The sequence below is a fragment of the Actinomycetospora lemnae genome (assembly GCF_028737315.1).
Lineage (GTDB): Bacteria > Actinomycetota > Actinomycetes > Mycobacteriales > Pseudonocardiaceae > Actinomycetospora > Actinomycetospora lemnae.
In genome coordinates this window covers 13,490-39,583 of record NZ_JAQZAO010000004.1, presented here as the reverse complement: position 1 = coordinate 39,583, position 26,094 = coordinate 13,490, and the positions used below count along the sequence as shown (strand labels likewise).

The following is a 26,094-nucleotide window of genomic DNA, read 5'->3' as shown; positions in this document are numbered from 1 at the left end:
GCGTGCGGTCGTCACCGGCCCATCCTGGCGCACCTCGCCGGGCCGTCGACGCCAACGGGGCGTTCGTGCGCGTAGAAGCAGCGAACAGCCCGTTCGCTGCAAACCGTGGCCGGGGGCCTACCGCTCCAGCAGCGACCGCAGGGAGCGCAGCGGCGGCAGCCAGGCGCCGGCGTCGGGCAGCGTGTCGAGGCTGACGCGCGGCAGCGGCTCGCGGAAGACGCCCTCGATGTCCTCGAGGTCGAGGAAGTCGACGATCTCCGACGCCACCGCGAACGCGGCGTACTCGCGGAACCCGATCACCGTGACCGTGATGCCCTCGGCCACGAGCTCCTCGAGCGGCTCGCGGAAGGCGCGCCCGTCGCCCGACGCCACGACGACGTGGGACAGGCCGCCCTCGTTCCGCCGCAGCTCGATGTGGGCGAGCATGTCCTCGTCGACGTCCGAGTCCTCGGCCGTCTTCGGCTTGGCGAACACCGCGAAGCCGACGTTGCGCAGCGCCTCGACCCACGGCCGCACGATCTCGGTGGAGCCGGGCACGACGTTGGTGAACACCGTGGCCTCGGCGATGCCCTCCGGACCGGCCTCGGAGAGCAGCCAGCGGCCGACCGCGTCGAAGCGGGGCCGGAACGCCGAGGTCGGGCGGGTGCCGAGCAGCGAGCCGAGGCTCATGTCGATGTTGGGGGCGTCCCAGACGAGCAGCGTGCGCCCCGGCGGCGGCTCGACCGTCGCCGCGGCGTCGACGGCGTCCTCGATCCCGCCGGTCAGCGGCGCGGGCGGGGTGGCCAGGTCGGCGGGCGAGGGGGACGGCGACACGGGCCCGACTCTAACCGCCCGGCGCCGGACGCGACGGGTGCTCAGGGCGCGCTCCCCTCCGGTCCGGTGCGCACCAGGAGCAGGTCGCGGCTGGGCCGTCCCTCCTGCTCGGCGCGGGACTCGAACTTGGTGCGCGGACGCCACGCCGGGCGGGGTGCGAAACCACCGTGCGGGTTGGTCAGGAGCGGCTCGGCGTCGGTGACCTCGCGCATCTGTTCGGCGTAGTCGGCGACGTCGGTGGCCAGGTGCAGCGTGGCGCCGGGCGCGAGCCGCGAGGCCATGAGCGCGACGGTGGCCGGCTGGACGAGGCGGCGCTTGTGGTGGCGGCGCTTGGGCCACGGGTCGGGGTAGTAGACGCGCAGGCCGGCGAGGGAGTCCGGCGCGATCAGCTCCTCGAGGACGACGACGGCGTCGCCGCGCAGCAGCCGCAGGTTGGTGATGCCGTGCTCCTCGATGCGCATGAGCAGCTGCCCGAGACCGGGCGGGTAGACCTCGACGGCGACGTGGTCGGCGTCGGGCTCGGCGAGGGCGAGCGCGGCCGTGGTCTCGCCCATCCCGGAGCCGATCTCGAGGCGCACCGGGGCCTCGCGGCCGAACCAGGCCGGCGCGTCCAGCCGGCCGTCGCGCACCGGGGGCGTCGGGCCGGCGCCGGCCCGGTCGAAGCCGGGGGCCAGGGCGCCGTAGCGCGGCCACAGCCGGTCCCAGGCGCGCTGCTGTCCGGCGGTCAGCCGTCCGCCGCGGTCGGTGAAGCTCAGCACCGAGCGCCGCGGGGCATCGCCCGACGTCAGCGTCTCGTGTCCCGGCCGCACCCCCCGATCTTCACACGCAGGCCCGCACCCGGCGCCGCGGTGGTCGGGCGTCCGGTCAGTGCCGACGCAGCGGGGCGAGGGTCGCGCCGTCCGGGGTGATCCGGACGCGGACGACGGCCGCGGGCACGCCGAGCACCGCCCCGACGAGCCGGCGGGCGGCCGGATGGGCGTCGGCGAGGCGGTCGACGACGACCTGCTGGTCGGAGGGGCCGAAGCGCAGCGTCCACCCGGTCGAGCCGAAGGTCGCGGTCACGGCGTGCACGACGTCGGCGAGCCGCGGCAGGGGCGCCGTCAGGGGCTCGGCCACGACACCTGCCGGGCGACGGGTCAACGGGACGAGGGTCACACCCGCTCATCGCGGTGGACGAGGGACGCATTAACCATCCGGCCGACGATGACCCGGACGGGCGAACGGCGGCGCCCCGGACGGACCCCGTGGCGTCCCGCGTCCTCAGGAGCCTCCGCCGGACGGGGGACCGCCCTCGATCACCTGCTGACGTGGGGTCTGCCGAGCGCGCCGCGACTGCTCGTACTGCGCGGTCATCTCCGACTCGAGCGTCTCGCTGCGGCGCCGGCTGCGGACCCGGGCGAGCAGCAGCAGCGTCAGCCCGTGCAGGACGCCGAGCAGGAGCATGACGCCGCCGAGCTGGGTGACGACGATCTGGACCGTGCCCTGCACGTCGAACGGCCGGTAGGTCGAGATGAGGGCGAGGAAGCCCAGGGCGATGAGGTGGAACAGCACGCCGAGCAGGCGGTTCGTCGAGCGGGCGACCTCGTCGGAGTCGAAGACGTCCTGCAGGAAACCGATGCCCGACCGCATGAGGATCTGCCCCACGATGAGCGTGAGGATCGTGCCCACGACGACGATGAAGAGGTACGTGCCGGTGTCGAGCACGATCGTTTCCCTCCCGGGTGACGGTTCGTGAGCAGTCTCCCCTGACGGGCGATCACGCGAAACCCTCCGCGACCTCCCGGAACCGGCCCTGCGTGACGGATCCGGCGCCTACTCTGCGAGGACTGTGGGCCCTCTGCGCAGCGCCGTCGTCGCGACATGCCGTGCGGTGGCGCCGCGGGTGTCGCTGCCCACGGCCGACGCGGTCGAGGCCGTCGCGGCCCGGATGCTCGCCACGCCCTCGCTCGTCGTCGCCGGTCCGGTCTCGTCGGGCAAGTCGACGCTGGTCAACGCGCTGGTCGGGCGGCGGGTCGCGCCGACCGGGGCGGGCGAGTGCACGGGGCTGACCGCCCACTACGTCCGCGGGCCGGCCGACCGGCTCGACGTCGTCCTCGTCGACGGCACCCGCCGGCCCCTGCCGCTGGCCGCCGGCGGGCGGGTGCCGGCCGCGGTCGGCGACCGGCTCGGGGTGCGGCCCGAGGACGTCGACCACCTCGTGGTGACGCTGACGAGCGCGGCCCTCGACGGCCTCACGGTCATCGACACGCCGGGCACGGGCTCCGCGCGGCGCCCCGAGGGGCCGACCGGGGGCGCGCACGCCGACGCGGCGCTGGTCGTGCTGCCCGCGACCGCGCACGCGGGCGACCTCGACGTCCTGCCCGGGCCGGCCGCGCACGGGCCGGCCGGGGTCGTCGCCGTGCTGGGGCGCGCCGACACGGTGGGCCCCGACGACGGCCGCGAGCTCGCGGTCGACCTGGGGCGACGCCTCGGCGACCGGGTGGGGCCGGTGACGCCGGTGATCGGGCTGCTCGCCGAGACCGCGGTCACGGGGGCGCTGCGCACCGAGGACGTGGGCGCGCTGCGCCTGCTCGCCGGCGCCGACCCCGCGGTGCTCGAGGTGGCGCTGCTCGACGCCGAGCTGTTCACGTCCGCCGAGCTCCCGGTCCCGGTCGAGGCCCGCCTGCGCCTGCTCGAGCTGCTCGACCTGCGCGGCCTCGCCCTCGGGCTCGCGCTGCTGCGGGCGGACGCCGCGGCCGGGGTCGGCGAGCTGTGCGAGGCCCTGCTCGCCGCCTCGGGGCTCGCGACCCTCGTGGGCCGGCTGGACGACGAGGTCCGCGCGCGCACCGACCTGCACGCCGCCACCGCCGGGGTGCGCGACCTCGTGGCGCTGGGCAGGGGTAACGAGCGCCTCGTCGACGCCGTGGGCGCGCTGCGGCGGCGCGAGGCGTTCGGCGAGCGCGCGCTGCTCGACGCGCGCGCCCGGCTGCGCGCCGGCGCGCTGGGACTGCCCGCGGACCTGCTCGACGAGGTCGACCGGCTCGCCGGCCCCGGTCCGCCCGACGTCCGCCTGGCCCGGCCGGGGGCCCACCCCGTGGAGCTCGCCGGCCACGCCGCCCGGCGCGCCGCGTGGTGGCGGGCGTACGGGTCCTGGGGCTCGCCGCGGCGCATCGCCGACCTCGCGCACGTCGTGCACCGCACCTACGTACGGCTGTGGCGGGAGCTGGCGGCGGGGCAGGTGGCGTGAGCGCCGTCGGCGAGGTCCCCGGCGAGGTCGCGCGCACCCGCGAGGCGCTCGCTGCCCTGCTCGCGCGCCTCGACCCCGACGCCGCATCCCGGGCCTCCGCACCGCCGACCCCGGCCCGGCCGACGGTCGTGCTCGTGGGCGCCCCGGGTCGCGGGCGCGGCGAGCTGCTGGCCGCGCTGCTCGGGCTCGACGCACCGCCCGCGCCGGACGCCGACGGGGCGCGGCGCGCGAGGCCCGAGGCGTTCCCGGACGTCCCGCTGCTCGAGGAGCTCGACCTCGTCGTGCCCGCCCGCGGCGCCGACCCGGACGCCTGGCCGGTCGACGGGGCCACGGCAGCGCTGGTCCTCGCCGACGCCGCCGCGCCGCTCGGGGCCGGCGAGCTCGACGCGCTCGGCCGCGCCGCGGACCGCGTCGACACCGTGCTCTTCGCCCTCACGCGCACCGAGGCGCACCGGGGCTGGCGCACCGTCCTCGAGGCCGACCGGACCCTCGTCGCCGAGCACGTGCCCCGCCTCGCCGAGGCGCCGTGGTTCCCGGTGTCGGCGGCCCTCGCCCGGCGCGCGCCCGACGTGCCCGCGGCGGGCGCGGAGGCGCTGCGCCGGCGCTCGGGCCTCGCCGCCCTGCAGCGCGAGCTGCACCGGCTCGTGGCGCGCCGGCGGCGGATGCTCGCCGAGGCCAACGCGCTGCGCCGGCTCGCGGCCGCGCTCGACGGCGTCGCCGCCCGCGCCGAGGCCACCCGGGCCGCCCTGCGGACCCCGGCCGACGGGCCCGGCGACCTCGCGCGCCGCCGCGACGACCTGCTCGCCGCCCGGGCCGCCCTGCGCCGCGACCACCACACCCGCTGGCGCGCCGACCTCGCCGCCGCCCGGGTCGCCGCGGCCGACGACCTCGCCGCGCGGGTGCGGGCCCTCGCCGCGGCCGTGCGCACGCGCATCGACGAGGCCGACCGCGCCGGGCTCGCCGCGGTCCCCCGGGAGCTCGCGGGCCAGGTCGAGGCCCTGGCCGGCGCGGTCGTCGAGGGGCTCGGGGCCCGGCTGCGCGCGCTCGTCGCCGCCACGCTCGCCGACCTCGTGCCCGCCACGGAGCTGCCCGCGCTCCGGGTGGCCGACCGTGGCGAACCCGCCCTCGTCCCCGCGCCCCGGACCCGCCCGGCCGAGGACCGCCTGCTCGTCGTCGCCGGCGCCTCCGGCGGGCTGGGCCTGTCCCGGCTGGCGCTGCTGCCCCTGCTCGCCGTGCCGATCGCGCCGGCCGCGCTGGGCGCCGCGCTCGTGCCCGTGTCGGTCGGCCTCGGCCTGGGCGCCGCCGGCTGGGTCGCCCGCGCCCGCCGCCTGGCCGCCGACCGGGCGCACCTGCGCCAGTGGTCGGTCGAGGCGCTCGCCGAGGTGCGCGGCGACCTCGAGCGGGTGCTCGCCGACGCCCTGATCTCCACGGAGCGGGAGGTGACGCTCGCCCTCGACGCCGCGCTGTCCGACCGGGCGCGCGACCTCGACGACGCGCTCGCCGCCGCCGAGCGCGCCATCCGCCGCGCGGGCACCGACCGCACCGAGGCCGACCGCGCCGCCGCCCGCACCGCGGCCGAGGCGCGCGAGGGCCGCGACCGCGCGGAGGCCCTGCTCCGCCGACTCGCCGCGCTGCGCGACCGCGTCGATGTGCCCGTCAGTGTGCCCGTGGATGTGCCCGAACCGCACCCACGCGCCGCGTCCGCGACCTAGCCTCCGGGGCATGGTCGAGGCCGAGATCCCCGAGGGGCTCCCCGACGCGCACGTCGACCCCGCCGGGCCCGCGGAGCTGCTCGTCACCGACGGCGCGCACGTGCTGGGCCCGGCCACCGTCGACAGCGACGCCGACGGGCGCCCCGACACCGTCGTCGTCACCGAGCCCGACGCGCTCGTGCTCGGCACCGACCTCGACGGCGACGCCCACGCCGACGTCCTCACGCGCATCGGACCCGACGGGAGCACGACGACGACCGGTCCCGAGGCGCCGCCCTGGGACGAGGGCCCGGTCCCGCCCGCGCCGACGATCGACCCGGCCACCGGACGGTGGGTGCGCGACTGATCCCGACGGCTGATCGGGAAACGGCTCGCGGTGTGCCGGTAGGTTCGGCGGCCGTGACGAGCCCCGTGACGCGCGCGGTGGACCAGGACTTCCTCGCGCTGCCCCGTGCCGCGCTCGCCGACGCCGCGCTCGACGCCGCCCGCCGCGGCGGTGCGCAGCACGCGGACCTGCGCGTGCACCGCCTGCGCACCCAGCACCTCGAGCTGCGCGACGGCCGGGTCGTCGTCGCCGCGGACCAGGAGACGATGGGGCTCGCGGTGCGCGTGCTGCGCGACGGTGTCTGGGGGTTCGCCGCCCACGTCGACCTCACGCCGGACACCGCCGCGGCGACCGCGCGCCGGGCCGTCGAGGTGTCCGGGACCCTCGCCGCGCTCGCCACCGAGCGCGTGGTCCTCGCCGACGAGCCGGTGCACCCCGACGCCACCTGGGTCTCGCCCTACGACCTCGACCCGTGGCGCGTCGACGTCGCCGACAAGATCGCGCTGCTCACCGAGCGCTCGACCGCGCTGCTCGCGGCCCCGGGCGTCGACCACGTCGCGGCGAGCTGCGTGCAGGTCAAGGAGCAGACCTTCTACGCCGACACCGCCGGCACGCGCACGACCCAGCAGCGGGTCCGCATCGACCCCGACGTCACGATCACCACCGTGGACCGCGCCGGCGGCGGCTTCGAGACGCTGCGCACGCTCGCCCCGCCGGTGGGCCGCGGCTGGGAGTACCTCACCGGCACCGGGTGGGACTGGGACGCCGAGCTCGCCGAGCTGCCCGAACTGCTCGCCGAGAAGGTCCGCGCGCCGAGCGTCGAGGCGGGCCCGACCGACCTCGTCATCGACCCCACCAACCTGTGGCTGGTGATCCACGAGTCGATCGGGCACGCCACCGAGTACGACCGGGCGATCGGCTACGAGGCCGCCTACGCCGGCACGAGCTTCGCCACCCCCGACCAGCTCGGCGCCCTGCGCTACGGCAGCGACGTCCTCACCGTCACCGGCGACCGCACCGTCCCGCACGGGCTCGCGAGCGTCGGCTACGACGACGACGGCGTCGCCGCGCAGGAGTTCGACCTCGTCCGCGACGGCGTGCTCGTCGGGTACCAGGTCGACCGGTCGTTCGCCCCGCGGCTGGGTCTGGGCCGCTCCAACGGCTGCGCCTACGCCGACTCCGCCGAGCACGTGCCGCTGCAGCGGATGGCCAACGTGTCGCTGCGCGCCGACCCGGACACCGACCGGCCCACCGCGGCGCTCATCGACGGCGTCGAGGACGGGATCTACATCGTCGGCGACCGCTCCTGGTCGATCGACATGCAGCGCTACAACTTCCAGTTCACGGGCCAGCGCTTCCACCGCATCCGCGGCGGCGAGCTCGTCGGGCAGGTCCGCGACGTCGCGTACCAGGCGACGACGACGGACTTCTGGGGCTCGCTCGAGGCCGTCGGCGGACGGTCGACGTGGCGGCTCGGCGGGGCGTTCAACTGCGGCAAGGCGCAGCCCGGTCAGGTCGCACCGGTCAGTCACGGGTGCCCGTCGGCGCTGTTCCGGCAGGTCACCGTCCTCAACACGGGGAGCGGATCGTGAGCGCGCCCGGGTCCGCGCTGGTGGAGCGCGCGCTGACGATCGCCGCCCGGCGGGCGCCCGACGCGGGGGCGGTGGCACTGGTGCGCGAGGTGTCCGAGGCGGTCGTGCGCTGGGCGAACTCCACGATGACGACCAACGGGCAGACCGTCGAGCGCCGCCTGTCGGTGATCATGCTCGTACCGCTCGAGGGCGGCACCGGGGCCGGTGTGGCGACGGTGCCCGCGCCCACCGCGCTCGCCGCGGGCCCCGAGGGCGACGCGGTGCTCGAGGAGGCCGTCGCCGGCGCGGTGCAGGCCGCGCGACGGGCCGGACCGGCGCGGGACGCGGCGCCGCTGCCCGCGCCGGAGGACGGAGCGGGCGCCGGCAGCTCCGGCACCGCCGCCTGGGACGACGGCGCCGGCGAGACGTCGATGGCGGTGTTCGCCCGCCTCGCCGAGGAGCTCGGGGCGTCGTTCCGGCCCGACGAGGCGTCGTTCGGGTTCGCCGAGCACCACGTGACCACCTCGTGGCTCGGGACCTCGGCGGGCGTGCGCCGCCGCTGGGTCGAGCCGGGCGGGTCGGTCGAGCTCAACCTCAAGGACCCGGCGACCGGCACCTCGGTCTGGGGCGGCGAGGGCGCGCTCGACGTGGCGGACGTCGACGTCGCCGCGCTGGTCGAGCGGCTGCGCGACCGGCTGCCGTGGGGCCGGCGGCGGATCGCGCTGCCCGCCGGGCGGTACGAGACGCTCCTGCCGCCGTCCGCGGTGTCCGACCTGATGATCTACCTCGCCTGGTCGATGGGCGGGCGCCCGGCGCAGGAGGGCCGCTCGGCCTTCTCCCGCGCCGGTGGCACGCGGGTCGGCGAGCGCCTCGGCCCGCTGCCGCTGACCCTCGCCGGCGATCCGGCCGCGCCCGGCTTCCCCGACCTCGCCTACACCCCGGTGCTCGCGACGACGTACTCCGGCGACGAGGTCTCGGTGTTCGACAACGGGGCCACCACCGGGCGGGTCGAGTGGGTGCGCGAGGGCACGGTGGCCACGCTCGCCTACCCGCGCGCGGCCGCCGCGGAGTACGACGCGCCGTTCGCCGCGCCCACCGACAACCTCGTGCTCACCGGCGGCGAGGACGCCACGCTCGAGGAGATGGTGGCCTCGACCGAGCGGGGGCTGCTGCTCACCTGCCTCTGGTACATCCGCGAGGTCGACCCGACGACGCTGCTGCTCACGGGCCTGACGCGCGACGGCGTCTACCTCGTCGAGAACGGGGAGATCGCGGGCGAGGTGAACAACTTCCGGTTCAACGAGTCGCCGCTGGACCTCCTGCGCCGCGTCACCGAGGCCGGCACCACCGAGCGGACCCTGCCGCGGGAGTGGAAGGACTGGTTCACCCGCGCCGCCATGCCCCCGCTCCGCGTGCCCGACTACCACATGACCTCGGTGTCGCCCGGCCGCTGAGGTCGTGAGCGAACTTTGGGCCTATAGCACCAAAGTTCGCTCACATGGGAGGAGGCGCATCATGGAGCGGTGGTCCGGTCGCTCATGCGCTACACCGCGCCGCAGGAGGCGTGGGAGTCCGAGGTCGACGTCCGGGGTGACGTCAACGCGCTCGCGACGCTGATCGCCGAGGGCGGGGCGCTCGTGCTCACCGGCGCCGGGATCTCCACCGACTCCGGCATCCCCGACTACCGCGGGCCGACGAGCGCCGCGCGCCGCCACGCCCCGATGACCTACGACGCCTTCGTCGGCGACCCCGTCGCGCGGCACCGGTACTGGGCGCGCAGCCACGTCGGCTGGCCGCAGATCGCCGGCGCGCGCCCGAACGCCGGCCACCGGGCGGTCGCGTCGCTGCAGCGCGCCGGCCTGCTCCGCGGGGTCATCACCCAGAACGTCGACGGCCTGCACCAGGCCGCGGGCGCGCGCGACGTCGTCGAGCTGCACGGCGCGCTCGACCGCGTCGTGTGCCTCGGCTGCCGCGCGACGCCGGGCCGCACCGAGATCCAGCAGCGCCTGACCGCCCTGAACCCCGGCTTCGGCGCGCCGGCCTCGGCGATCAACCCCGACGGCGACGCGGAGCTGCCCGACGCCGAGCTCGACCGCTTCACCATGGCCGCGTGCCCGTCGTGCGGCGACGGCCCGCTCAAGCCCGACGTCGTCTTCTTCGGGGAATCCGTGCCCCGCCCGCGTGTCGACCACTGCTTCGGGCTGGTCGAGGGGGCACGGTCCCTGGTGGTCCTCGGCTCGTCACTGACGGTGATGTCGGGGCTGCGGTTCGTCCACGCCGCGACCCGCCGCGGCCTGCCCGTCGCGGTGGTCACGGCCGGTCCGAGCCGCGCCGACGCGGTCGCGACCGTCCGCCTCGTCGACGGCCTGGGTGACGTCCTGCCGGGGGTGCTGGACACCCTGGGTTTGCCGGATCGGGCCTGAATCGTTCAGCTTGATCGTGGAAGTGAGGCCCCCGACAGCAGTCGGCGGTGTCCTGCGGAAGAAGTCTCGTTAACGTCGTACACCCCGACGGACGAGTCAGCGGGGCACGAGGCCGTGCTCCGCGGTTCGTCCGTTCCCGAGGCGACCGGGGCCGCTTCGCGGTCGCGGCGTTCCGGCGAGCGAGCGACCGAGGAGACGCATGACTGCTGTTCCGACCATCCAAGGACTCGAGAACCCGCCGATCCGACGCCGCGAGGTGCTCGACTGGGTCGAGGAGGTCGCCGCGCTGACCACCCCCGACCGGGTGGTGTGGTGCGACGGGTCCCAGGACGAGTGGGACCGGCTGACCACGGAGCTCGTCGACGCCGGCACGTTCGTCCAGCTCGACCCGGCCAAGAAGCCGAACTCGTTCTACGCCGCCTCCGACCCCGACGACGTCGCGCGGGTCGAGGAGCGCACCTTCATCTGCTCGGTCGACCCGGCCGACGCGGGGGTCACCAACAACTGGATGGACCCGGCCGAGATGAAGGCCACCATGACCGAGCTGTACCGGGGCTGCATGCGCGGGCGGACGATGTACGTCATCCCGTTCTGCATGGGCCCGACGAACGCCGAGCGCCCGATGCTGGGCGTCGAGATCAGCGACTCGGCCTACGTCGTGACCTCGATGCACATCATGACGCGCATGGGCCCCGAGGTGCAGCGACTCCTCGACGGCGACACCGACTGGGTGCCCGCGCTGCACTCCGTCGGCGCCCCGCTCGAGCCGGGCCAGCGCGACGTCAAGTGGCCGTGCAACGAGACGAAGTACATCACCCACTTCCCCGAGGAGCGCACGATCTGGAGCTACGGCTCCGGCTACGGCGGCAACGCGCTGCTCGGCAAGAAGTGCTACTCGCTGCGCATCGCGTCGGCGATGGCCCGTGACGAGGGCTGGCTCGCCGAGCACATGCTGATCCTCAAGCTGATCAGCCCCGAGGAGAAGGTCTACTACGTCGCGGCCGCGTTCCCGAGCGCCTGCGGCAAGACCAACCTCGCGATGCTCGAACCGACGATCCCCGGCTGGAAGGTCGAGACGCTCGGCGACGACATCGCGTGGATGCGCTTCGGCGCCGACGGCCGTCTCTACGCGGTCAACCCCGAGGCCGGCTTCTTCGGCGTCGCCCCGGGCACGAACTGGAAGACCAACCCGAACGCGATGCGCACCATCGAGCGCGGGAACTCCCTGTTCACCAACGTCGCCCTCACCGACGACAAGGACATCTGGTGGGAGGGCATGGAGGGGCAGCCCGACCACGCCACCTCCTGGAAGGGCAAGGACTGGACGCCCTCCAACGGCGACGCCGGGGAGCCCGCCGCCCACCCGAACTCGCGGTACTGCACACCGATGAGCCAGTGCCCGATCCTCGCGCCCGAGTGGGAGGACCCCAACGGCGTGCCGATCTCGGCGATCCTCTTCGGCGGGCGCCGCAAGACGACGATCCCGCTGGTCAACGAGTCGTTCGACTGGCAGCACGGCACCTTCATGGGCGCCACGCTGTCGTCGGAGAAGACCGCGGCCGCGGCCGGCGCCGTCGGCCAGGTCCGCCGCGACCCGATGGCCATGATCCCGTTCATCGGTTACAACGTCGGCGACTACTTCCAGCACTGGATCGACGTGGGCAAGGGCGCGGACGCCGACAAGCTGCCGCGGATCTTCTACGTCAACTGGTTCCGCCGCGGTGACGACGGCCGCTTCCTGTGGCCCGGGTTCGGCGAGAACGGCCGCGTCCTCAAGTGGATCATCGAGCGGCTCGAGGGCAAGGCCGCCGCCACGGAGACCGCGATCGGCCACGTCCCGGACGCCGGCCAGATCGACACCGACGGGCTGTCGGAGCCGATGGAGGACATCGAGGCGTCGCTGAAGGTCGACCTCGACGAGTGGAAGGCGGAGATCCCGCTCATCGAGGAGTGGTTCGATTCGATCGGGGACAAGCTCCCGACCTCCATGCGCGACGAGCTCGAGGCCCTCAAGCAGCGCCTCGGCGTCGCGTAGCAGCACCCGCCCCACCACGACGCCCCCGTCGCTCTCCGGAGCGGCGGGGGCGTCGTCGTCCTGGGATCAGCAGCAGCGTCCCTGCGGGTTCCGCTCCTGGTGATCGGTGCGGGCGCGCCAGAACTCGCGCTCGCTCATCGGCGGGTGGTCGTGCCCGCTGCGGTCGTGGTGGGCCAGGTAGCGCTCGTAGGCGTCCGCCCCGAGCACACCGCGGAACCACCACCGCACCGCCCGCCACCCCGTGAGGACGGCCGCGGGCATCAGTGCCCGCCCCCGCCACGGGCCGGCGCGCCGGCCGTCGCCAGCCACCGCTTCTCGAGCTCCTTCTCGGCCGGCGTCGGGATCAGCCCGGAGGGGGCGTAGCGCGCCGACGGCACCGGCTCGTCCTCGTGGCCGGGCAGCCCACCCGCCCGGATCGAGCGGACGGCGGCGATGGTCGCCGCCGCGATGACGATCAGCGTCAGGACGAGGAAGACGATCGAGAGGCTGCCCTGGATGAAGGTGTTGCGGACCACCGCCTCCATCTGGGCCGGGTTGCGCGCCGCGCCCATGCTGGTGCGGCCCGCCGCGATCGCGTCCCGGTAGGCGAAGTGCTGCGCCCAGTACCCGACGCCGGGCACCGGCGAGAAGATCTTGTACAGCGACGCCGTCACCGTGATCACCGCGACGGCGACCAGGGGCACCAGCACGATCCACAGGTACCGCACCGTCCCGCGGCGGGCGACGATCGCGAGGCACACCGCGAGCGCGACGGCCGCGAGCAGCTGGTTCGCGATGCCGAACAGCGGGAAGAGCGTGTTGATCCCGCCCAGGGGGTCGGTGACGCCCATGATCAGGATGCCGCCCCAGCCGCCGACCATGACCACGGTCCCGATCCACGCGCCGGTGCGCCAGGACGTGTCGCGGAAGCGGGGGACGAAGGTGCCCACCGCGTCCTGCAGCATGAAGCGCGCCACCCGCGTGCCGGCGTCGACGGCGGTGAGGATGAACAGCGCCTCGAACATGATCGCGAAGTGGTACCAGAAGCTCGCGAGGGCGGCGCCGCCCAGGAACTGCGACAGGATCTGGGACAGGCCCAGCGCCAGGGTCGGGGCGCCGCCGGTGCGCGAGACGATGCTCTGCTCGCCCACCATCGTCGCCGCGCCCGCCAGCTGGTCGGGGGCGACGTTCACCCCGGTCAGCCCGAGGGAGTTGACGAACGCCGCCGCGGTCTCGACCGTGCCGCCGGTCAGGGCCGTCGGCGCGTTCATGGCGAAGTAGATGCCGCGGTCGATGGAGATGGCCGCGACCAGGGCCATGATCGCGACGAACGACTCCATGAGCATGCCGCCGTAGCCGATGAAGCGGGTCTGCCGCTCCTTCTCCACCAGCTTCGGCGTGGTGCCCGACGAGATGAGGGCGTGGAAGCCCGACAGCGCGCCGCAGGCGATGGTGACGAACAGGAACGGGAACAGCGGCCCGGGGACGACCGGCCCGTCCGAGCGGCCGGCGAACTCGCTGATCGCGGGCGTCGCGACCTCCGGGCGCACGACGACGACGGCCACCGCGAGCAGCACGATCGTGCCGATCTTCATGAACGTCGACAGGTAGTCGCGCGGCGCGAGCAGCATCCACACCGGCAGCACGGCGGCGACGACGCCGTAGATCACGATGCACCACGCGAGGGTGGTGCGGCTCAGGGTGAAGGCCTCGGCGAGCCCGCTCTCGGAGATCCAGCCGCCGGCGACGATCGCGAGCAGCAGCAGGGCCACGCCGATCGCCGAGACCTCGCCGACCTTCCCGGGGCGCAGGTAGCGCAGGTAGAAGCCCATGAACAGGGCGATGGGGATGGTCATCGCGACCGAGAAGACGCCCCAGGGGCTCTCGCCGAGGGCCTGGACGACGACCAGGGCGAGCACCGCGATCAGGATGATCATGATGGCGAGCGTCGCGATCACCGCGGCCGCACCGCCGACGGTGCCGAGCTCGTCGCGCGCCATCTGTCCCAGCGAGCGCCCGCCGCGGCGCATCGAGAAGAACAGCACGAGGTAGTCCTGCACGGCCCCGGCGAGGACGACGCCGACGATGATCCAGATCGTGCCCGGCAGGTAGCCCATCTGCGCGGCGAGCACGGGGCCGACGAGGGGCCCGGCGCCGGCGATCGCGGCGAAGTGGTGCCCGTAGAGCACCCGGCGGTCGGTCGGCAGGTAGTCCTGGCCGTTCTCCGAGTGCTCGGCCGGGGTGGCCCGCCGGTCGTCGGGCTCGAGCAGCTTGCGCTCGATGTAGGTCGAGTAGAAGCGGTAGGCGATGAGGTAGGTCGCCACCGCCGCGAAGACGAACCAGATCGCGTTGACCGTCTCGCCGCGGACGAGGGCGATCATCACCCAGCCGAGCCCGCCGAGGACCGCGATCCCTGCCCAGATCGCGATCTTGGCGGGCGTCCAGCGCCGGCGCTCCTGCTCGAGCACCTCGTCGTCGACCGCCGTTGGCAGTTCCTGCGCGGACGGCGCAGTCGCCCCGCCCGCTCCCCCTGACGTCGTCGTCATCGCGCGCCCTCCGCTCGGACCGGACCTCGGGGGAGGATAGGTCCTCGGACGCCCGATTGTCCTTGATCAACTCACGCGAAGTGGTGACGCGATGACCCTGCGCCACGGCGAGGGTCCCGGCGGGTCCCGTCCGGTGGCTCCTACGATCGGCCCGCATGGAGGACGTCGGGACCGCCCGCACCCTCGCCGACGTCTCCCCGTCGCTGGCGGCCGCGCTCGGCGTCGCGGGGTTCGAGGACAGCCTCGGCGTCGGTGCGGCCCGCGGGGTCGCGCTGCTGCTGGTCGACGGGCTCGGCGCCGACCTGCTCGACGCCCACGCCGACCGCGCGCCGGCGCTGGCCGAGCTCGCGGCCCGCGGGCGCACGCTCGTCGCCGGGTTCCCGGCGACGACGGCGGTCAGCGTGACGACGCTGGGCACCGGCCTGCCGCCGGGCGAGCACGGGATCGTCGGCTACAGCATGGGTGTGCCGCCGCTCGACGACCCGGCCGCGCCGGCGGACGTCGTGCTCAACACGCTGCGCTGGTGCGCCCACGGCGCCGCCGACCCCGTGGACCTGCGCACCGAGCTGCCGCCCGAGCAGGTGCAGGGCGCGCCGACCGTGCTGCAGCGCGCGGCGCGGGCCGGCGTCGCGGTGACCACGGTGGCCCCGGAGATCCAGCGGCGCTCGGGGCTGACGCGGGCGGCGCTGCGGGGCGGGCGCTTCCGCGGGGTCACGGCGCTGGGCGACCTCGGGGCCGAGGTGCTCGACGCCCTGCAGACCGACGCCGCCGAGGAGCGGACGTTCGTCTACGCCTACCACGGCGACCTCGACATGGTCGGGCACGCGCACGGTCCGGGCAGCCGGCCGTGGCGCCTGCAGCTCGCGGTGGTCGACCGGCTGGTCGCGGCGATCGCGGAGGACCTGCCGGCCGACACGGTGCTCGCCGTCGTCGCCGACCACGGGATGGTCGGCACCGACGCCGGCTGGCGCGTCGACGTCGACACCACGCCGGCGCTGCTCGCGGGCGTGCGCCGGCTGGCGGGCGAGGCGCGGGTGCGGCACGTGTTCGCCGCCGACGGGGCCCTCGACGACGTGGTGGCGGCGTGGCGCGAGGAGCTGGGCGAGGCGGCGTGGGTGCGCACGCGGGACGAGGCGATCGCCGAGGGGTGGTTCGGCGGCGCGGTCACCGACACCGCCCGCGGTCGCATCGGCGACGTCGTGGCGGCCGCGCGGGGGAACTGGACGCTCGTGCGCTCGCGGATCGAGCCGCGGGAGACGGCGCTGGTCGGGCACCACGGCTCGCTCACCGACGCCGAGCAGCGCGTGCCGCTCCTGCTGTGCCCTGCGGGCTCGTGAGCACTTCTGCGTGCTCCAGCACTCCATACTGCTCACATGGCGCAGCCACCTGACCCCTCCGCCCCCGCACCCGGCGCCGCGGCGCCCGGCCAGGCCCCGGTCGACGAAGGCGTCCGCGAGCTCGCGATCCGGGTGTTCGGCTTCGCGCGCGAGGGCGACGCGGCATCGCTGGCGCAGTACGTCGACGCCGGCGTGCCGGTGAACCTCACCAACGAGAACGGCGACACGCTCGTCATGCTCGCGGCGTACCACGGGCACGCCGACGCGGTGTCCGCGCTGGTGGAGCGGGGCGCGGACGTCGACCGGCTCAACGACCGCGGACAGTCCCCGATCGCCGGCGCGGTGTTCAAGGGCGAGGAGGCCGTCGTCCGCGTCCTCGTCGCGGCCGGCGCCGACCCCCGCGCGGGTCACCCCACCGCCGTGGACTCCGCGGTGATGTTCGAGCGGCAGGACCTGCTGACGATCCTCACAGCGCCTTGAGGATGTCCTCCACGCGGGCCTTGGCGTCACCGAAGATCATCGAGGTGTTCTCGCGGAAGAACAGCGGGTTCTGCACGCCGGCGTAGCCCACGGCCATCGACCGCTTGAACACCACGACGTCCTTGGCCTCCCAGACGCGCAGCACCGGCATGCCCGCGATGGGGCTCGCCGGGTCCTCCATCGCGGCCGGGTTGACGGTGTCGTTGGCGCCGATGACGAGGACGACGCTGGTGGAGGCCAGGTCGTCGTTGATCTCGTCCATCTCCAGCACGATGTCGTAGGGGACCTTGGCCTCGGCGAGCAGCACGTTCATGTGCCCGGGCAGACGCCCGGCGACAGGGTGGATGCCGAAGCGGACCTCGACGCCGCGGTCGGTGAGCCGGCGGGTGAGGTCGGCGACGGGGTACTGCGCCTGCGCGACCGCCATGCCGTAGCCGGGGACGATCACCACCGACGACGCGTCGCCGAGCATCGCGGCGACCTCCTCGGCGCTGACCTCGCGGTGCTCGCCCTCCACGGCTGCCGCCGTCCCGGACTCGACGCCGAAGCCCCCGGCGATGACCGACAGGAACGAGCGGTTCATCGCCTGGCACATGACGTACGACAGGTACGCACCGGACGACCCGACGAGCGCCCCGGTGACGATGAGCAGCGTGTTGTCGAGCAGGAAGCCCGACGCGGCCGCGGCCCAGCCCGAGTAGCTGTTGAGCATCGAGACGACGACCGGCATGTCCCCGCCGCCGATCGAGGCGACGAGGTGCCAGCCCAGCGCCAGCGCCACCGCGGTGATCGCGATCATCAGGCCCAGCGACGGCGCCACGGTGAACCCGACGGTCAGCGCCGCGAACGCCACGAGCGCGCCCAGGTTCAGCGCGTTCTTGCCCGGCAGCGTCAGCGGGCGCGACTTCATCCGCCCCGAGAGCTTCCCGTACGCGACGAGCGAGCCGGTGAACGTCACCGCGCCGATGAAGACCCCGATGCCGACCTCGACCGAGTGGATGGCGAGGAGGTCCGGCGCGACGGTGGTCTGCGCCGGTCCGACCGCCTCCACCTCGAGGTAACCGTTCCACCCGACGAGCACCGCGGCGAGACCGACGAAGCTGTGCAGCAGCGCGATGAGCTCGGGCATCCCGGTCATCTCGACGACCCGGGCGCGCCACAGCCCGATGCCGCCGCCGACGACCATGGCCACGGCGAGCAGCGCGACCGCGCCCGCGGACACCGACTCGGCCACCATCACGACGGTCGCGACGAGGGCCACGGCCATGCCGGCGATGCCGTACGCGACGCCGGAGCGCGCGGTCTCGTGCCGCGACAGCCCGGCGAGGCTCATGACGGTGAGCAGGGCCGCGACGACGTAGGCCGCGGTGGCGGCTGCTCCGGCGCTCACGGTGACGTCCTCTCCTGGGCAGGGCCCTTCGTGAACATGGCGAGCATCCGGCGCGTCACCGCGAAGCCGCCGACGATGTTGATGCTGGCCAGCAGCACGGCGACGAACGCGAGCACCGACACCACGACGCCGTGCTGTCCGAACTGCAGCAGCGCGCCCACCACGACGACGCCGGAGATCGCGTTGGTCACCGACATCAGCGGTGTGTGCAGGGCGTGGTGGACCTTGCCGATGACGTAGTACCCGATGACCACGGCCAGCACGAACACCGTGAGGTTGGTGGCGAGCTCGGCCGGCGCGAACGCCGTCGCCGTGAACAGCAGCGCGAACCCGACGGCCACCAGCGCGTAGCGCCGGGCGGGCGACACCGGCCGCTTCGGCTCGACGACCGGCGTCGACGCGACCGGTTCGACCGGCACGCCGGCGGCCGCCGGCGCCGCCGACACCGGGATCGGCGGGGGCGGCCAGAGCACGTCGCCGTGGTGGGTCACGGTCATCGAGCGGATGACGACGTCCTCGAGGTCGAGGACCAGCTGCCCGTCCTTCTCGGGGACCAGCAGCTTGAGCAGGTTGACGAGGTTGGTGCCGTAGAGCTGCGAGGCCTGGGTGGGCAGGCGGGCGGCGAGGTCGGTGTCGCCGACGATCGTCACGCCGTTCCCGGTGACGACGACCTCGTCGGGCACCGAGCCCTCGACGTTGCCGCCCTGCCCCGCGGCCATGTCCACGATCACGCTGCCGGGCTTCATCAGCGCGACGTCCTCGGCGGTGAGCAGGCGGGGCGCGGGGCGGCCGGGGATGAGGGCGGTGGTGATGACGACGTCGACGTCGGCGGCCTGCTCGGTGTAGATCTCCGCGGCGCGCGCGTCGTAGGCGGCGGAGGTGGCGCGGGCGTAGCCGTCGGAGGACTCCTGCGCGGCGTCGGGGACCTCCACGGCGAGGAACTCCCCGCCCAGCGACCGGACCTGCTCGGCGACCTCGGGACGCGGGTCGGTGGCCCGCACGACCGCGCCGAGGCTGCTCGCCGCGCCGATCGCCGCGAGCCCGGCGACGCCCGCGCCCGCGACCAGCACCTTCGCCGGCGGCACCTTGCCCGCCGCGGTGACCTGGCCGGTGAAGAACCGGCCGAACCGGTGCGCGGCCTCGACCACCGCCCGGTAGCCCGCGATGTTGGCCATCGAGCTGAGGACGTCCAGTGACTGGGCACGGGAGATCCGGGGCACGGCGTCGGTGGCGAGCACCGTCAATCCGCGCGCGGCGAGGTCCTCGAGGAGCCCCGGGTTGCGGGCCGGACCGACCATGGTGACGAGCGTGGTGCCCGGCGCCATCCGGTCCAGGTCCGCCGCGACGGGCGGGCGCAGCGTGAGCACCACGTCCGCCGACCACGGGTCGCCGAGCTCGGCCCCGGCCGCCGCGTAGGCGTCGTCGGTGAAGCTCGCGCGTTCCCCCGCGCCCGGCGCGACGACGACCGTCGCCCCCAGGTCGACCAGCCCGACCACCGTGGCCGGCGTCGCGGCCACCCGGGTCTCGTGCTCCCCGGCCTCCCGGGGCACACCGATGCGCACCGTCGTGCTCCCTACGTCCCACACCGGCCTCGTCGCCGGACGACCGCCGCATCTTCGTCGCCACGAGGACGCGGTAGCAGTGACCTTAATCTCCCCGGCCGAGCGCGCTGCGCGGGACGTCCCGGATCGGGACACCCGCCGGAACACACGTCCCGCGCGACGACGTTGCACCGGACATGCGCGATCTCGAGCTCTCGGTCCTGGACCTCTCCCCGGTCCCCTCCGGCACGCCCACCTCGGCGGCCCTGCACGAGACCGTCGAGCTCGCCCGCACCGTCGAGCGCGCCGGCTACCGGCGCATGTGGCTCGCCGAGCACCACGGCATCCCGAGCGTCGCGAGCTCCAGCCCCGAGATCCTCATCGGCGCCGCCGCCGGCGCGACCAGCACCCTGCGCGTCGGCTCCGGCGGGATCATGCTGCCGAACCACTCCCCGCTGAAGGTCGCCGAGACGTTCCGCGCGCTGGCCGGGCTCTACCCGGACCGCATCGACCTCGGTCTCGGGCGCGCACCCGGCACCGACCCGCGCACCGCGATCGCCCTGCGCCGCAGCCGCGAGGCCCTCACCGCCGACGACTTCCCCGAGCAGTTCTCCGAGCTCCGCGGCTACGTCGACGGCTTCCCCGCCGACCACCCGTTCGCCGGCATCGTCGCCGTGCCCGACGACGTCCCGCTCCCGCCGGTCTGGATCCTCGCGTCGAGCTACTACGGCGGGCAGGCCGCGGCCGCGTTCGGCACCGGCTTCGCCTACGCCGGCCACTTCGGCGGCGCCGACCCGGGCGAGGCAACACGCATCTACCGCCAGCAGTTCCGTCCCAGCGACGCCGCCGGCGCGCAGGACCCGCACGTCATCCTCGCCGCCGCGGTCATGTGCAGCGAGGACGCCGAGCGCGCCCGGGCCATGGGTCGCGCCCACGCGCTGTCGATGGCGCGCCTGCGCACCGGCAACCCCGGCCCGCTGCCGAGCCCGGAGGAGGCGCTCGCCCACGACTGGAGCCCCGTCGAGCTCCAGGTCGAGCAGGCGATGGCGTCGAAGACGACCGCCGGCACGCCGGCCGAGGTCCGCGACGACCTCGAGCGCCGGGCCCGCGAGGCCGACGCCGACGAGATCATGATCGTCACCCCGATCCACGACGCCGCCGAGCGGCGCCGCTCCTACGAGCTGATCGCCGAGGAGTTCGGTCCGGCCGCCCCGGGAGTGACGGGCGCCGCGCCGTCGCTCGCCCAGGTGTAGCGCTCGTGTAACCGCCCGGCAACGGCTCCCCCGCAGCGTGGGAGCCATGGCCGGGTCCCACCTGCCGATCTCCGGATCGGCGCCCGAGCAGGGCGTCAGCACGCACTGCCCGTACTGCTCGCTGCAGTGCGCGATGACGCTGACCCCGCGTGCGCACGCCGCGGGGCCGGTGCTCGAGGTGACCGGCGCGCCGTTCCCGACCAACCGCGGCGGGCTCTGCGAGAAGGGCCTGTCGGCGGCCGAGCTGCTCGGCCACCCCGACCGGCTCACGACGCCGCTGGTCCGTGACGCGCGCAACGAGCCGTTCCGCGCCGCGACCTGGGACGAGGCCCTCCAACGGATCGCCGACGGGCTGACCGTCGCCCAGGAGCGCTACGGCCCGGACGCCGCGGGCCTGTTCGGCGGCGGCGGGATGACCAACGAGAAGGCCTACCAGGCCGGCAAGTTCGTCCGGGTCGCACTGCGCAGCGCCTCGATCGACTACAACGGACGCTTCTGCATGTCGTCGGCGGCCGCGGCGGCGACGAAGGCGTTCGGGGTGGACCGCGGCATGCCGTTCCCGCTGTCCGACATCGCCCGCGCCGACACCGTGCTGCTCGTCGGCTCCAACCCGGCCGACGTCATGCCGCCCGCGATGCGGTGGTTCGCCGCCGGCCGCGACCGCGGGGCGACCCACCTCGTCGTCGACCCGCGCTACACCGCCACCGCGGCCGCCGCCGACGTGCACCTCCAGCCCGTGCCCGGCACCGACCTCGCCCTGGCCAACGGCCTGCTGCACCTCGCGGTCAAGCACCGCCTGGTCGACACCGCGTACATCGCCGAGCGCACCACCGGCTGGCCCGCGGTGAAGCGCGCGCTGCGCCAGTACTGGCCCGACCGCGTCGAGCGCATCACCGGCGTCCCGGTCGCGGTGATGGAGCGTGCGGTCCGGCTGCTCGCCGAGTCCCGGGCGACGATGATCCTCTCGGGTCGGGGCGCCGAGCAGCACGCGAAGGGGTCGGACACCGCGCTGGCGTGGATCAACCTGGCGCTCGCCCTCGGTCTGCCCGGCCGCCCGTCCAGCGGCTGGGCGACGATGACCGGCCAGGGCAACGGGCAGGGCGGGCGCGAGCACGGGCAGAAGGCCGACCAGCTGCCCGGCTACCGGATGCTCGCCGACCCCGCCGCCCGCGCCCACGTGGCGGGCGTCTGGGGCGTCGACCCCGACGAGCTCCCGCAGCCCGGCGTCTCGGCCTACGAGATGCTCGACCGCCTCGGCTCCGACGGCGGCGTCCGCGCGCTGCTGGTGATGGCCTCCAACGTCGCCGTCTCCGCCCCGCGCGCCGCCCACGTGCGCGAGCGGCTGCGCAGCCTCGACTTCCTCGCCGTCTCCGACCTCTTCCTCTCCGAGACCGCCGAGCTCGCCGACGTCGTCCTGCCCACCACGCAGTGGGCCGAGGAGGACGGCACGATGACCAACCTCGAGGGTCGCGTGCTGCGCCGCCGGCGCGCCACCGACGCCCCGGACGGCGTGCGCAGCGACCTCGCCGTGCTCGCCGACCTGGCCCGGCGCCTCGGGCGTGGCGACCACTTCGACGACGACCCCCGCGCCGTGTTCGACGAGCTGCGCCGCGCCAGCGCCGGCGGCAAGGCCGACTACGCGGGCATCACCTGGGAGCGGATCGAGGCCGAGCGCGGCGTGTTCTGGCCGTGCCGCTCCGAGGACGACGCGGGCACGCCGCGGCTGTTCCGGGACGGCTTCCCGACGCCCGACGGGCGCGCCCGCTTCCACGTCGTGCACCACCGCGACGCCGCCGAGACCCCGGACGACGAGTACCCCTACCGCCTGACCACCGGCCGCAGCCGCGCCCATTACCAGTCGGGCACGCAGACCCGCCGCACCAAGGCGCTGCTGGACACCGAGCCGGAGCCCTCCGTCGACATCCACCCCGACCTCGCCGCCCGGCTCGGCGTGGCCGAGGGCGGCGACCTCCTGCTGCGCACGCGCCGCGGCCGCGCCCGGGTGCGCGCCCGGCTGACCCCGACGATCCGGCCCGACACGGTCTTCGCGCCGTTCCACTGGGCGGGCGAGCAGACGATCAACGACCTCACGAACCCCGCGCTGGACCCGGCCTCACGCATGCCCGAGTTCAAGGTCTGCGCGGTCGCACTGGAAGCCGCCACCACCCGGGAGGACACCCCCGCATGATGACCACGCCACGGTTCCTGCAGGGCGCGTTCGCGTTCGACGGGCAGGGGCTGGACAAGCCGGCCCTGCTGCACCCGACGCTGACCTACACCGTGCCCGAGGGCGTGACCGGCCAGGTCCTCTACGTGCGCGCGGGCAACTCCTCCGACGAGCTCGCCACGGTCGTCCTCGTGTTCGACGGCGCGCCTGCGCGGTGGCTGCCGGTGGGCGCCAGGTCCGACATGCACGTCTCGCTGCGCGTGGTCGAGGACCTCCTCGCCGGGACCACCGTCGAGGTGCACTACTCGGCCCCGGCCGGGACCAGCGGCACGCTCGTCGTCGACTGCGGCCTGGTGGAGGTCTGATGCGCCGCCTGGTGGTCGTCGGCAACGGCATGTCCGGCGCCCGCGCGCTCGAGGAGATCCTCGCGCGGGGCGGCGGCGAGCAGTTCGCCATCACCGTCTTCGGCGACGAGCCCTACGGCAACTACAACCGCATCCTGCTCTCCGAGGTCCTGGCGAACGCGGCGGGAGACGCAGCGCAGCGGAGCTCGACCGTCGGGACCGGCGAGGCGGTGGACAACGACGACGCCGACGACCTCTACCTCAACCCGCTCGACTGGTACGACGAGAACGGGATCACGCTCCACGCCGGCGTCCGCATCGTGCGCATCGACCGGCACGCGAAGGTCGTCCTCGGCGACGACGGGTCGGTGACCCCGTACGACGTGCTCGTGCTGGCCACCGGCAGCCGCTCGTTCTTCCCGCCCGTGGAGGGCATGTGGGCGTCGAACACCGAGCTCACGCGCGGGGTGTTCGGGTTCCGGTCGCTGGACGACGCGCAGGCGATGCTCGCCCACGTCGAGGGCGACGCAGCGCAGCGGAGCTCGACCATCGGGGACAGCCACCGGACCGCCGTCGTCATCGGCGGCGGCCTGCTCGGGCTCGAGGCGGCGGCCGGGCTGCAGAAGCACGGGGTCGCGGTGCACGTCGTGCACCCGACCGAGGTGCTGATGAACCAGCAGCTCGAGGCCGAGGCGTCGAAGGTGCTGCGCAGCAAGCTCGAGCAGATGGGCATGCACCTGCACCTCGGGGTCAAGACGAACGAGATCCTGACGACGGGAGACGCCGCGGAGCGGGGCTCGACCGATCGGGGGCAGCGGCGCGTCTCCGGCGTCCGCTTCACCGACGGCTCGGACCTGGCGTGCGACATGGTCGTGGTCACCGCGGGCATCCGGCCCAACATCGGGCTCGCGATGGTGTCGGGGCTCGAGACGCAGCGCGCCATCGTCGTCGACGACAAGATGCGCTCGGTCGACGACGACGCAATCTTCGTCGTCGGCGAGTGCGCCCAGCACCGCGGCGAGGTGTACGGCGTCGTCGGCCCGCTGTGGGAGCAGGCCGCGGTCCTCGCCGACGTGGTCACGGGCGCGAACCCGGACGCCGAGTACCACGGCTCGCGGCTGGCGACGAAGCTCAAGGTCGCCGGCGTCGACGTCGCGCAGATGGGCGTCAAGGCCCCCGAGCGCGAGTCCGACGAGTTCGTGCAGTTCTCCGAGACCGGGCGCGGGGTCTACCAGACCGTCGTCATCCGGGACGGGACGCTGATCGGCGCGACGCTGGTCGGCGACGTCAGCAAGGTCGCGGCGCTGACCCAGGCGTTCGACAGCCGCTCGGCGCTGCCCGAGGAGCGCATCAAGCTGCTGTTCGACCTCGGTGCGGCCGGCGACGAGTCCGCCGCGGCCGACCTGCCCGACGACACCCAGATCTGCAACTGCAACGGCGTCTCCAAGGGCGACCTCGTCGCGTGCGTGGAGCACGGCGCCGACTCGGTGTCGGCGTGCATGGCGCAGACGCGGGCCGGCAAGGGCTGCGGGTCGTGCAAGGGCCTGGTCACGGAGGTCGTCGAGGCGGCGCTGGGTGGTGCGGGCACCGAGGACCCGGCCGACTCGTACTACGTGCCGGGCATCCCGCTGGACAAGCCGACCCTGATGCACGAGATCCGCACGCGGGAGCTCAAGAGCGTCTCGTCGGTGTTCGCGGCGCTCGCGCCCGACGGCAGGGAGCACGTCGGCTCGAAGATGGGCCTGACGGCGCTGCTGCGGATGATGTGGCCCGACGACGTCGTGGACGAGCGCGACGGCCGGTTCATCAACGACCGGGTGCACGCCAACATCCAGCGCGACGGGACGTTCTCGGTGGTGCCGCGGATGTCCGGCGGGGTCACCGACGCCGCCCAGCTGCGGCGCATCGCCGACGTCGCCGAGAAGCACGACATCCCGATGATCAAGCTGACCGGCGGGCAGCGCATCGACCTGCTCGGGGTGCCCAAGGAGAAGCTGCCGGAGGTGTGGGCGGACCTCGACATGCCGTCGGGCTGGGCCTACGGCAAGAGCTTCCGCACGGTGAAGACCTGCGTCGGCACCGACTTCTGTCGCTTCGGGCTCGGCGACTCCACGCGGCTCGGCATCGACCTCGAGGAGCGCTACAAGGGCATCGAGGGCCCGGCGAAGATGAAGCTCGCCGTGTCCGGCTGCCCGCGCAACTGCGCGGAGTCGATGGTCAAGGACGTGGGGCTGGTGGCGATCGAAGGTGGCCAGTGGCAGATCTACGTCGGCGGCGCGGCGGGCGCGACGATCCGCAAGGGCGACATCCTCGCGACCGTCGACTCCCACGAGGAGGCCATGACGATCACCGGCCGGTTCCTGCAGTACTACCGCGAGAACGCGAACTGGCTCGAGCGCACGTACGACTTCGTGCCGCGGATGGGGCTCGACCACCTCATCGCCGTCGTCGTCGACGACACCGAGGGCATCGCCGCCGAGCTCGACGCGCGGATGCAGGCCTCGGTCGACCGCTACGTCGACCCGTGGGCGGCCGACCAGACCGAGTCGACGCCGGGGCAGTTCCACGACGCGCTGCCGCTGGTCCCGTTGCCGCAGGTCCCCGTCCGGGAGGGCTCGCACCGATGAGCACCGACGCACAGCCGGCGGTCGAGGCGCGCCTCGGACCGGTCGACCAGATCCCGCTCGGCGAGGGGCGGGCGTTCCTCGTCGGCGACGAGCCGGTCGCGGTGTTCCGGCCGCGCTCGGGCGGGCTGCACGCGCTCCGGGCGATCTGCCCGCACCGCGGCGGTCCGCTCGCCGACGGACTGATCGACGGCGAGGTGGTGATGTGCCCGCTGCACAACCACCAGTTCTCGCTGGCCGACGGGACCTGCGCCACGGGCGCCGACGACGTCGCGGCCTACGCGGCCACCGAGGAGGACGGCGAGCTGGTCGTGCGCCTGCGCTGACG

At 74.7% G+C, this 26,094-nt stretch carries 22 protein-coding genes; 14 read left to right on the top strand and 8 right to left on the bottom strand.

Annotation, left to right across the window (positions count from 1 at the left end; all coding sequences use genetic code 11):
- Positions 1-117 precede the first annotated feature (117 nt).
- The 4 genes from PGB27_RS09690 to PGB27_RS09675 form a co-directional block, all read right to left on the bottom strand.
- The gene (locus PGB27_RS09690) at positions 118-813 is read right to left on the bottom strand and encodes an NYN domain-containing protein (protein ID WP_274200171.1); all 696 of its coding nucleotides are present in this window, start codon (positions 811-813) and stop codon (positions 118-120) included.
- 41 nt (positions 814-854) lie between these two features.
- Complete coding sequence (gene trmB / locus PGB27_RS09685) at positions 855-1,622, bottom strand: tRNA (guanosine(46)-N7)-methyltransferase TrmB (RefSeq protein ID WP_274200170.1); 768 nt, start codon at positions 1,620-1,622, stop codon at positions 855-857.
- Between the two features lie 55 nt (positions 1,623-1,677).
- A complete protein-coding gene (locus tag PGB27_RS09680) occupies positions 1,678-1,929 on the bottom strand; it encodes a hypothetical protein (protein ID WP_274200169.1) in 252 nt (83 codons plus the stop codon).
- A 144-nt stretch (positions 1,930-2,073) separates the two neighbouring features.
- Positions 2,074-2,517: a hypothetical protein gene (locus PGB27_RS09675; protein ID WP_274200168.1), complete on the bottom strand. Its 444-nt coding sequence runs from the start codon at positions 2,515-2,517 to the stop codon at positions 2,074-2,076.
- A gap of 178 nt (positions 2,518-2,695) precedes the next feature.
- Here PGB27_RS09675 and PGB27_RS09670 point away from each other — a divergent pair, with 178 nt between their 5' ends.
- The 7 genes from PGB27_RS09670 to PGB27_RS09640 all read left to right on the top strand — a co-directional run bounded on the left by PGB27_RS09670 (position 2,696) and on the right by PGB27_RS09640 (position 12,105).
- A complete protein-coding gene (locus PGB27_RS09670; RefSeq protein WP_274200167.1) occupies positions 2,696-4,039 on the top strand; it encodes a dynamin family protein in 1,344 nt (447 codons plus the stop codon).
- Entirely contained in the window at positions 4,036-5,751 is a 1,716-nt protein-coding gene (locus tag PGB27_RS09665; RefSeq protein WP_274200166.1) for a hypothetical protein, read from the top strand. The genes PGB27_RS09670 and PGB27_RS09665 overlap by 4 nt, the downstream gene beginning before the upstream one ends.
- A gap of 10 nt (positions 5,752-5,761) precedes the next feature.
- Complete coding sequence (locus tag PGB27_RS09660) at positions 5,762-6,097, top strand: DUF6802 family protein (protein ID WP_274200165.1); 336 nt, start codon at positions 5,762-5,764, stop codon at positions 6,095-6,097.
- Positions 6,098-6,150: 53 nt separating this feature from the next.
- Positions 6,151-7,668: a TldD/PmbA family protein gene (locus tag PGB27_RS09655; protein WP_274200164.1), complete on the top strand. Its 1,518-nt coding sequence runs from the start codon at positions 6,151-6,153 to the stop codon at positions 7,666-7,668.
- On the top strand, positions 7,665-9,101 hold the full coding sequence (locus PGB27_RS09650) for a metallopeptidase TldD-related protein (protein WP_274200163.1): 1,437 nt from the start codon (positions 7,665-7,667) through the stop codon (positions 9,099-9,101). Before PGB27_RS09655 ends, PGB27_RS09650 begins: the two co-directional genes overlap by 4 nt.
- An 84-nt stretch (positions 9,102-9,185) precedes the next feature.
- Complete coding sequence (locus PGB27_RS09645) at positions 9,186-10,070, top strand: NAD-dependent protein deacetylase (protein WP_408630046.1); 885 nt, start codon at positions 9,186-9,188, stop codon at positions 10,068-10,070.
- A 199-nt stretch (positions 10,071-10,269) separates the two neighbouring features.
- Positions 10,270-12,105: a phosphoenolpyruvate carboxykinase (GTP) gene (locus tag PGB27_RS09640; protein WP_274200161.1), complete on the top strand. Its 1,836-nt coding sequence runs from the start codon at positions 10,270-10,272 to the stop codon at positions 12,103-12,105.
- Between the two features lie 66 nt (positions 12,106-12,171).
- On the opposite strand, the gene PGB27_RS09635 is transcribed toward PGB27_RS09640, so the two are convergent.
- Together PGB27_RS09635 and PGB27_RS09630 are read right to left on the bottom strand one after the other, a co-directional pair.
- Positions 12,172-12,366, bottom strand: coding sequence for a YbdD/YjiX family protein (locus PGB27_RS09635; RefSeq protein ID WP_274200160.1), 195 nt, complete (start codon positions 12,364-12,366; stop codon positions 12,172-12,174).
- Entirely contained in the window at positions 12,366-14,630 is a 2,265-nt protein-coding gene (locus PGB27_RS09630) for a carbon starvation CstA family protein (protein WP_274200159.1), read from the bottom strand. Before PGB27_RS09630 ends, PGB27_RS09635 begins: the two co-directional genes overlap by 1 nt.
- 155 nt (positions 14,631-14,785) lie before the next feature.
- Between PGB27_RS09630 and PGB27_RS09625 the strand changes: the two genes are divergently transcribed.
- Positions 14,786-15,967: an alkaline phosphatase family protein gene (locus PGB27_RS09625; protein ID WP_274200158.1), complete on the top strand. Its 1,182-nt coding sequence runs from the start codon at positions 14,786-14,788 to the stop codon at positions 15,965-15,967.
- A gap of 36 nt (positions 15,968-16,003) precedes the next feature.
- On the top strand, positions 16,004-16,447 hold the full coding sequence (locus PGB27_RS09620; protein ID WP_274200157.1) for an ankyrin repeat domain-containing protein: 444 nt from the start codon (positions 16,004-16,006) through the stop codon (positions 16,445-16,447).
- Here PGB27_RS09620 and pntB read toward each other — a convergent pair.
- Both pntB and PGB27_RS09610 read right to left on the bottom strand, forming a co-directional pair.
- Entirely contained in the window at positions 16,434-17,837 is a 1,404-nt protein-coding gene (pntB, locus tag PGB27_RS09615; protein WP_274200156.1) for a Re/Si-specific NAD(P)(+) transhydrogenase subunit beta, read from the bottom strand. The genes PGB27_RS09620 and pntB overlap by 14 nt on opposite strands.
- Positions 17,834-19,399, bottom strand: coding sequence for a Re/Si-specific NAD(P)(+) transhydrogenase subunit alpha (locus tag PGB27_RS09610; RefSeq protein ID WP_274200155.1), 1,566 nt, complete (start codon positions 19,397-19,399; stop codon positions 17,834-17,836). The genes pntB and PGB27_RS09610 overlap by 4 nt, the downstream gene beginning before the upstream one ends.
- 176 nt (positions 19,400-19,575) lie before the next feature.
- Between PGB27_RS09610 and PGB27_RS09605 the strand changes: the two genes are divergently transcribed.
- Genes PGB27_RS09605 through PGB27_RS09585 form a run of 5 tightly spaced genes read left to right on the top strand, consistent with a single transcriptional unit; the run spans position 19,576 to position 26,092 of the window.
- Positions 19,576-20,631 (top strand): LLM class flavin-dependent oxidoreductase, encoded by a 1,056-nt coding sequence (locus PGB27_RS09605; RefSeq protein WP_274200154.1) that lies wholly within the window; start codon positions 19,576-19,578, stop codon positions 20,629-20,631.
- A gap of 46 nt (positions 20,632-20,677) precedes the next feature.
- Complete coding sequence (locus PGB27_RS09600) at positions 20,678-22,819, top strand: molybdopterin oxidoreductase family protein (RefSeq protein WP_274200153.1); 2,142 nt, start codon at positions 20,678-20,680, stop codon at positions 22,817-22,819.
- A complete protein-coding gene (locus PGB27_RS09595; RefSeq protein ID WP_274200152.1) occupies positions 22,816-23,163 on the top strand; it encodes a molybdopterin oxidoreductase in 348 nt (115 codons plus the stop codon). The genes PGB27_RS09600 and PGB27_RS09595 overlap by 4 nt, the downstream gene beginning before the upstream one ends.
- Complete coding sequence (nirB, locus tag PGB27_RS09590; protein ID WP_274200151.1) at positions 23,163-25,769, top strand: nitrite reductase large subunit NirB; 2,607 nt, start codon at positions 23,163-23,165, stop codon at positions 25,767-25,769. The genes PGB27_RS09595 and nirB overlap by 1 nt, the downstream gene beginning before the upstream one ends.
- Positions 25,766-26,092 (top strand): Rieske (2Fe-2S) protein, encoded by a 327-nt coding sequence (locus PGB27_RS09585; RefSeq protein ID WP_274200150.1) that lies wholly within the window; start codon positions 25,766-25,768, stop codon positions 26,090-26,092. Before nirB ends, PGB27_RS09585 begins: the two co-directional genes overlap by 4 nt.
- Positions 26,093-26,094 lie beyond the last annotated feature (2 nt).